Genomic DNA, 8590 nt, shown 5'->3' on the forward strand with positions numbered 1-8590 from the left:
TAGTATGAAACATATCCAATACCGAACACAACATATCATTCAATTTTTTATATCCATAGATATTACGCATGTTACTTTTACTTATCCACCCTTTTGGAACACAAAACAATTCGAATTTCACCACGTTACATTAAAGATATGGAATAGAAATTTAAATACCGTCATAATTTTTTCAGACATCTATTCAATTCATTTCAACTAACACCTATATTGCCAACAAATAAAAAAGCCCTGATACCGTAGTATCAGGGCTCCTCACCTCTTAGTAAAGAGACATATATTGATCGCGTTCCCATTGGTGAACTTGCGTACGGAAGATATCCCACTCAATTTCTTTCGCTTCGATGAAGTGCTCAAGTAAGTGATCTCCTAATGCGTTACTAATTACTTCGTTAGATTGTAATGTAACTAAAGCTTGCGCTAATGTTGCTGGTAAGTCAACGATACCTGCTTCTTCGCGCTCTTCTTTTGTCATTACGTAGATGTTACGATCTACTGCAGCTGGTGGAGTTAATTTGTTTTTAATTCCATCAAGACCTGCTGCTAATAATGTAGCCATTACTAAATATGGGTTTGCAGCTGGGTCAACACTACGTACTTCTACGCGTGTACTAATACCACGAGATGCAGGGATACGTACTAATGGACTACGGTTTTGTGCAGACCATGCTACGTAACAAGGAGCTTCGTATCCAGGTACTAAACGCTTGTAAGAGTTTACAGTTGGGTTTGCCACCGCTGTAAATGCTGGTGCGTGTTTTAAAATACCTGCGATGAAGTGACGAGCATCATCACTTAATTGTAAGTCACCGTTTTGATCATAGAATACGTTCTCACCATTTTTGAATAGTGATAAGTTACAGTGCATACCTGAACCGTTCACACCGTATAATGGTTTTGGCATAAATGTTGCGTGTAAACCGTGTTTACGAGCAATTGTTTTTACAACAAGTTTGAATGTTTGAATGTCATCACATGAACGAATTGCATTTGCATATTTGAAGTCAATTTCGTGCTGCCCTGGAGCAACCTCATGGTGAGACGCTTCAATTTCAAAGCCCATTTCTTCAAGTTCAAGAACGATATCACGACGACAGTTTTCCCCTAGATCCATCGGCGCAAGGTCGAAGTATCCACCGTTATCGTTTAATTCTAATGTTGGATTTCCTTTTTCATCTACTTTGAATAGGAAGAATTCTGGCTCTGGTCCAAGATTGAAATCTGAGAATCCTAAAGCTTCCATTTCTTTTAATACACGTTTTAAATTGTTACGTGGATCCCCTTCAAATGGAGTGCCATCTGCATTGTAAATATCACAGATCAATCGAGCTACTTTACCTTTTTCAGCTGTCCAAGGGAAAATCACCCAAGTATCTAAGTCTGGATATAAGTACATATCAGATTCTTCAATACGTACGAAACCTTCAATAGAAGATCCATCAAACATCATTTTGTTATCAAGAGCTTTTGTTAATTGGCTCACTGGAATTTCTACGTTTTTAATTACTCCTAAAAGGTCCGTAAATTGTAAACGTATATACTTTACATTCTCTTCTTTCGCCAAACGGAAAATATCTTCTTTTGTGTACCTAGCCATTATAAATTCCTCCTTAGTCCCTCTAAACACCTTCAGAATCAGTTCTCTTTAGTGAAAAAACCTTGAAATATCACCTTGTCGCAATGAAGTTCGATTAAATCTACCTGTATGTTGTAGTTCGTCTCGAAGTATTTTGCGAAGCTCAGTTTTTGAAATTTCTTTCGTTTCTTCTTTTACTTTCACTGCTTCTGTTTGATTTTCTTTCATTAGTAACACTTGTTTAATACCAGCCATATTCAAGCCTTGATCTAATAAATCTTTAATCTCTAACAACTTATCTACATCGTTAAATGAAAATAATCTACGATTCCCCTTTGTACGGGTTGGAGAAACAAGATTATGCTCTTCATAGTAGCGAATTTGACGTGCAGATAATTGTGTTAAATCCATAACAATACCAATAGGAAACAGCGGGGCAGAACGTCTATCTTCTTTCATCGTTTCAGTTCCTCCTTCGCCTTAACTGCTTCTCATTTTATACCATGTTATGTTTGATGTCAATAGATGTTAGCTTTTCTTACATGATTTTTTTTAAAAGTTTTTTCATTCTTTTTTCTAATGAAATAAATCATTACTTTCACGCGAAAAAAGCTGTCGAAATCGACAGCTTCCCTTTAAGAAATTGTTAATAATTCTTTTTCAATTAATGCATCAATTGCAGAACAAATCGCAATCTTCACATGCGAATAAGTTAGCCCACCTTGTACGTAAGCAACATAAGGCGGACGAATTGGACCATCAGCCGACAATTCAATACTTGCACCTTGAATAAACGTTCCCGCAGCCATAATTACATCATCTTCATACCCCGGCATATAGTTGGCATATGGAGTGAAGTGAGAGTTAATCGGGGATGCATATTGAATTGCTTGGCAGAATGCAATCATGCGATCTTTGTCATCAAATTGAACAGATTGAATTAAATCTGTTCTTGGTGCATTCCACGCTGGTGATGTATTCATTCCTAACTTTTCTAAAAATGCAGCTGTAAAAATCGCACCTTTTAGCGCTTGCCCTGCTACATGCGGCGCTAAGAAGAAACCTTGATACATTTCTTGCAGACTGTATAAAGATGCCCCTGCTTCCGCACCGATTCCTGGAGATGTTAAACGATATGCACACGCTTCAACATACTGTTCTTTACCAACAATGTAACCACCAGTTTTAACAATTCCCCCACCCGGGTTTTTAATAAGCGAACCTGCCATTAAATCTGCACCAACATGACATGGCTCTTGCTCTTCAATAAACTCACCATAACAGTTATCTACAAACACGACAACATCCGGTTTAATTTCTTTAACAAACGCTATCATTTCTTTAATTTGAGAAATAGTAAACGACGGACGAGTAGCATAACCTTTTGAGCGCTGAATACCGATCATTTTCGTATTACTATGAATGGCAGCCGCAACAGCTCCAAAATCAACAAGCCCCTCTTCAGTAAGCGGAACTGCATTATAACCAATATTATATTCTTTGAATGACCCTACACCTTTTCCGCGTACACCAACAATTTCCTCTAACGTATCATACGGCTTACCAGTGATGTACAATAACTCATCTCCCGGACGTAAAATACCGAATAGCGCTGTTGAAATTGCGTGAGTACCTGAAATAATTTGCGGACGAACAAGACCAGCTTCCGCTCCAAATACATCTGCATACACTTTTTCTAACGTATCACGACCAATATCGTCATAACCGTAACCTGTCGTTGGAATAAAATGTGAATCGCTAATTTTATGTTTACGAAAACTTTCTAACACACGAAACTGATTACTTTCAATTACTTCATCCGCACGTTTATGTACTTCTGTAATTTGGCTCTCTACTTCTTTTACGATTGGAGCAATTTTTTCTCCATTTTTCAAACGATCAAACATTTTTATTTTCTCCTTCTTCCACTAAAAATCTCTTTAATTGTACATTAAGCGATGAATGAGCAAAAATATACCCCGCGCAATCATATACAAATTTATCTTCCAAAAACTCCATTTTTGTTAATAGCGTCTCCGTCTTTAATAGAGTTAATAACTTACCTTCACTCGGAGGAATCTCCACTTGATAACGATTCATTTCTTCCTTCATTTTCGTTTCTATCGCTTCTTTTATATGTAATAGATCCTTTTCTTCAAAAGCACTAGTCATTAAGAAGTCATTTTTCGGAAACGGAATAAAGTTTTGATGTAATTCATCTTTTTTATTATATAACGTAATAATAGGAATATGATTTATTTCGAGTTCTGATAATAATTGTTTTACTGTTTTCTCATGCCCTACATAATTAGGATCTGCAGAATCCACAACATGCAAAATAACATCCGCTTCACCAGCTTCTTCTAACGTCGAACGGAATGCAGCAATTAATGACGTAGGTAAATCTTGTATAAAACCAACTGTATCAGTTAGTAATACTGTATAACCAGAAGGTAGCGGCATCTTCCTTGTTGTCGGGTCTAGTGTTGCAAACAACAAGTTTTCTTCAAACGTATCAGCTTCCGTTAATCTATTAAACAGTGTAGATTTTCCCGCATTCGTATATCCTATTAACGAAACTTGAAATACTTTATTATCTTTTCTTCTCTCACGATATCTTTTTCGATGTTCCACAACAACTGCAAGTTGCTTCTTTATTTCATCAACGCGCGCTCGAATATGACGACGATCAGTCTCAAGTTTCGTTTCACCTGGCCCTCTCGTTCCAATACCACCACCAAGACGTGATAAAGACAATCCTTGCCCCATAAGACGCGGCATTGTATATTGCAACTGAGCTAATTCTACTTGAAGCTTCCCTTCTCTCGACTTCGCACGTTGCGCAAAAATATCTAATATGAGTTGCGTTCGATCAATTACCCTCGCATCTAATACTGCGGATAAATTCCGAATTTGACTCGGTGTTAATTCGTTATTAAATACGATAACATCCGGTTCTAGTTCTTCAGTTAACATTGTAAGCTCTTCTAATTTACCTTTACCTATATAAGTCGCCGGATGAAACTTCGGTCGTTTTTGCGTTGTAGACACTAACAATTCTGCTCGTGCAGTTTTCGCTAATGATGCAAGTTCTTTCATGGAATGCATAAATTTTTCATCATCATCTTGCGGCAATTGACAGCCCACTAATATGACTTTCTCTTTTTCTTCCATCAAATATGTTCACTCATCCTTTTCGAAATTTAAACCTTCTAATATAATAGCAGAGGAAGCACATTTCATCTAGTTAGCGGGGGAGAAAATTCATGGCATGGGAGATTTTTAGCATCATAGGCACAATTGCTTTCGCATTAAGCGGGGCTATTGTTGCAATGGAAGAGGATTATGATATTTTCGGGGTGTATATTTTAGGAATGGCAACCGCATTTGGGGGAGGTGCCCTTCGTAATTTATTAATTGGTTATCCGATTGTCGCATTTTGGCAACAAGACATGTTATTCCAAATCGCACTTTTATCAATGACGATTATTTTTCTTTTTCCAAATAAATTAATTAGACACTGGAAAAAGTGGGAAAACATCACTGATGCTATCGGCTTATCAGCATTTGCCGTACAAGGGGCATTATACGCTCAAAAATTAAATTTACCAATTAGCGCTACAATCGTAGCAGCCGTTTTAACTGGCATTGGAGGCGGTATTATCCGCGATCTTTTAGCCCGTAGAAAACCTCTCGTTCTTCGAGCTGATGTATATGCTTTTTGGACGATTCTGGCAGGTTTCTTAATCGGCGCTCAAATTATTGTTAGCGATTGGGCTCTATACACCTTATTCATTTTAATTGTTTGCTTCCGCATGGTTTCTATTCATTACAAATGGCATTTACCGCATAGACGCATCGACACAAACGAACGTTCAATGCATAAATAGCAATCCAACCTCTTTACAGATCGTAAAGAGGTTTTTCTTTTCTAACGAGTTTTTCCTTACATAATGTTTATACTAATTCTCAAAGCGAGGTGAACACAAATGACAAACCATGTGAATAAAGGGGCTCAAAAAAGCTCAGTAGGTCAAATTGGACATGATCCTAATTCTGCACACGAAAAAAGCGCTAAAATGGAACGTTTCCATAAATCTTATCAAGAAAAAGCAAAAAAATAGTAGAGCACTTATATAAAAAAACAGACGCACAGTTTACGTACTGTGCGTCTCCTCTTCAAGCATCAAATCACTACTTGATATTCCAATCAAATCATATTTATCATACGCATCCTCTTGTAACAACCGCATAGCTTGTGTACGAATTGATTTTTCAACAATATTCCGAACATATCGTCCATTACTAAAGGATGTAATTTGCGATGAGTACTTTACAGCATGTAAATGATCTCTAAATTTCCATTCAGCCTCTTTCGATAACTGATATTCACGTTCTTCATACATCCTCTTCCCTATTTCTAACAGCTGATTTACTGAGTAATCCGCAAACTCAATTATAAACGGAAAACGAGATTGCAGTCCTGGATTCAATGAAAGAAAGTGATTCATCTCTCTGGAATATCCAGCTAAAATCAATACAAAACCGTGTTGTTTATCTTCCATATGTTTTACGAGCGTATCAATTGCTTCTTTTCCAAAATCTTTTTCTCCCCCTCGTGCTAATGAATAAGCCTCATCAATAAACAAAATTCCCCCCATTGCTTTTTTTATTAAATCTCTTGTTTTTTGAGCCGTATGACCGATGTACTCTCCTACAAGATCTGCACGTTCAGCTTCAACTAAGTGCCCTTTTGATAGAATATTCATCTCAAATAACAATTTTCCTATCATTCTAGCAACAGTTGTCTTGCCTGTACCCGGATTGCCTTTAAACAACATATGGAGTACTTGCTTCTCAGACTTCAATCCTATTTCTTGTCTTTTTTTATTCACATAAATCCAAGCATATATTTCTTTTATTATCTTTTTTATATCATCCATCCCAACGAGTTTTCCCATCTCTTCTTCAATTCTTTGCAGCATCTCATGTTTCGTAGTAGTTTCATTTGAAATTACTGTTTTATTTTCTGCAGCCGGTAAAGAAATTTTCTTTCGATGATTTAACACAATGTTAATTTGATTATTATTTTTCTTTCGCATCGATTGTTCCATACAATCACCTCATTTTATCCACTCACCAAATATTATTATTCTTGTCTCCTTTGCAAATGACTATTTTCAGAAAAGTTTGCTATAATAAAAGAAATAATGAAGGTGGTGGGACTATGGAGACAACGGAATTCCATGATACAATACAAGCCTTTTCTATTTTTTTATTGAATAAAGGCCGAAAACCTTCAACCATTAAACGTTATGTTTATGACATTGAAGATTTCGGACATTGGTTAGAAAAAAACAAAAAGCTCCCTTCCAGTAATATATGGGCTACACTTTGTACAAAAGACTACGAAGATTACTTTTCCGACTTAAAAAAGAATCGACATTACTCAGAGAAAACGATGCACCGTGTATTCATTGTATTAAATCGAATGCATCACTTTCTAAATATTCCCAACCCATTAAAGAACATGGAAATTTCTATTCAACCAGACCGCACACTCCGCAATGAAGATTTCATTTCATCTGATGAAGAAAAAAGATTAAAACATATAGTCACTTCATTAGAAGGACTTTCAGAAAAACAACGTCCTGTACGCCCTTTATTGATGGATCGTAATATCGCTATTTTAAATTTATTAATTGACTATGGATTATCCTTACAGGAACTTACAGCATTAACTATGCATCACGTCCACTTTGAAACTAACACATTATCTATACCTGCAACCGCAGGAGTAGAAAGAACAATTACTTTAACTAGCGAAGACAAAAAACAACTATATACTTATTACAAAAGCATCCCCGAACCCGTTCGTCCAAAATATCATAGTAATGACCCATTATTTGTCGCATTCGATTTTAATCGCGGAACATATAGATGGGTATACGAAAATGATGCACCGAAGGGATTAACAGAAATCGCTATCCAAAAAATGATTCGCCTTGAAGTATCCAGAGCTAATTTACGCAAAGGAATCTCAGGACAACACTTTCGTAACACCTATATTTTAAACTTAATAAAAAAAGAAACTCCGGAGTCAGAAATTATAAAGCTAGCTGGCTTCAAATCAAAGATTTCACTAAAACGATATTATCAATACGCAGAAAATAGAAAAAACGCCTTATTATAAGGCGTTTTTTCTATTTTTTCTTCAAACAAACGATTTTACTATGACCATTTAACTAATTTTTGCATCTACTATGATGAGTTTCGTTCATATCCTCATTAGAAAGGAGAGATTTAATGTCTCATTATAACGACAGTCAGAACAAATTCTCCAAACCATGCTTTCCAAGTAGCGCTGGACGAATTCCAAATACTCCATCAATCCCAGTTACTAAGGCACAACTTAGAACATTCCGCGCAATCATTATCGATTTAACAAAAATAATCCCAAAACTTTTCGCAAATCCATCTCCCCAAAATATTGAAGATCTAATTGATACATTGAACCTACTAAGTAAATTTATTTGTTCACTAGATGCTACTTCCTCCCTGAAAGCACAAGGGTTAGCTATTATTAAAAACTTAATAACTATATTAAAAAATCCAACTTTCGTAGCAAGCGCTGTATTTATCGAGCTTCAAAATCTAATTAATTATTTACTATCCATTACAAAACTATTCCGAATTGACCCTTGCACACTTCAAGAGCTTCTTAAATTAATCGCAGCATTACAAACCGCTCTAGTTAATTCTGCTTCATTCATTCAAGGACCTACTGGACCTACTGGGCCAGCAGGGGCTACCGGTGCTACTGGCGCTACCGGACCTCGGGGTAATACGGGGGCTACTGGTGCTACTGGACCTCAAGGTAATACGGGGGCTACTGGTGCTACTGGACCTCGAGGTAACACGGGCGCTACTGGCGCCACTGGACCTCAAGGTAACACGGGCGCTACTGGCGCCACTGGACCTCAAGGTAACACAGGCGCTACTGGTGCTACCGGA

9 protein-coding genes are annotated in these 8590 nt (G+C 36.9%); 4 read left to right on the forward strand and 5 right to left on the reverse strand.

The window, feature by feature from the left end; all coding sequences use genetic code 11:
- Positions 1–262: 262 nt before the first annotated feature.
- From glnA to hflX, 4 genes are all read right to left on the reverse strand, one after another.
- A complete protein-coding gene (gene glnA, locus PDQ40_RS27245; protein WP_000135330.1) occupies positions 263–1597 on the reverse strand; it encodes a type I glutamate--ammonia ligase in 1335 nt (444 codons plus the stop codon).
- Between the two features lie 48 nt (positions 1598–1645).
- Positions 1646–2035 (reverse strand): transcriptional repressor GlnR, encoded by a 390-nt coding sequence (gene glnR / locus PDQ40_RS27250; RefSeq protein WP_000656783.1) that lies wholly within the window; start codon positions 2033–2035, stop codon positions 1646–1648.
- Between the two features lie 176 nt (positions 2036–2211).
- Positions 2212–3483 carry a methionine gamma-lyase family protein gene (locus tag PDQ40_RS27255; RefSeq protein WP_000460296.1) on the reverse strand — a complete coding sequence of 424 codons (1272 nt, stop codon included), beginning with the start codon at positions 3481–3483 and terminating at the stop codon, positions 2212–2214.
- A complete protein-coding gene (hflX, locus tag PDQ40_RS27260) occupies positions 3476–4750 on the reverse strand; it encodes a GTPase HflX (RefSeq protein WP_000391389.1) in 1275 nt (424 codons plus the stop codon). Before hflX ends, PDQ40_RS27255 begins: the two co-directional genes overlap by 8 nt.
- Positions 4751–4842: 92 nt before the next feature.
- Between hflX and PDQ40_RS27265 the strand changes: the two genes are divergently transcribed.
- On the forward strand, positions 4843–5466 hold the full coding sequence (locus PDQ40_RS27265) for a trimeric intracellular cation channel family protein (RefSeq protein ID WP_000312265.1): 624 nt from the start codon (positions 4843–4845) through the stop codon (positions 5464–5466).
- Positions 5467–5565: 99 nt separating this feature from the next.
- Positions 5566–5700: a hypothetical protein gene (locus PDQ40_RS27270; protein WP_000181496.1), complete on the forward strand. Its 135-nt coding sequence runs from the start codon at positions 5566–5568 to the stop codon at positions 5698–5700.
- 33 nt (positions 5701–5733) lie between these two features.
- On the opposite strand, the gene spoVK is transcribed toward PDQ40_RS27270, so the two are convergent.
- A complete protein-coding gene (gene spoVK, locus PDQ40_RS27275) occupies positions 5734–6690 on the reverse strand; it encodes a stage V sporulation protein K (RefSeq protein WP_000438181.1) in 957 nt (318 codons plus the stop codon).
- A gap of 113 nt (positions 6691–6803) precedes the next feature.
- On the opposite strand from spoVK, the gene PDQ40_RS27280 reads away from it, so the two are divergent.
- Positions 6804–7769, forward strand: coding sequence for a tyrosine-type recombinase/integrase (locus tag PDQ40_RS27280; RefSeq protein WP_000450313.1), 966 nt, complete (start codon positions 6804–6806; stop codon positions 7767–7769).
- 113 nt (positions 7770–7882) lie between these two features.
- Positions 7883–8590 (forward strand): collagen-like protein (locus tag PDQ40_RS27285; protein ID WP_242302594.1); only part of this gene is annotated, 708 nt, incomplete at its 3' end.

The sequence above is a fragment of the Bacillus cereus group sp. Bc061 genome (genome assembly GCF_027715825.1).
Lineage (GTDB): Bacteria > Bacillota > Bacilli > Bacillales > Bacillaceae_G > Bacillus_A > Bacillus_A paranthracis.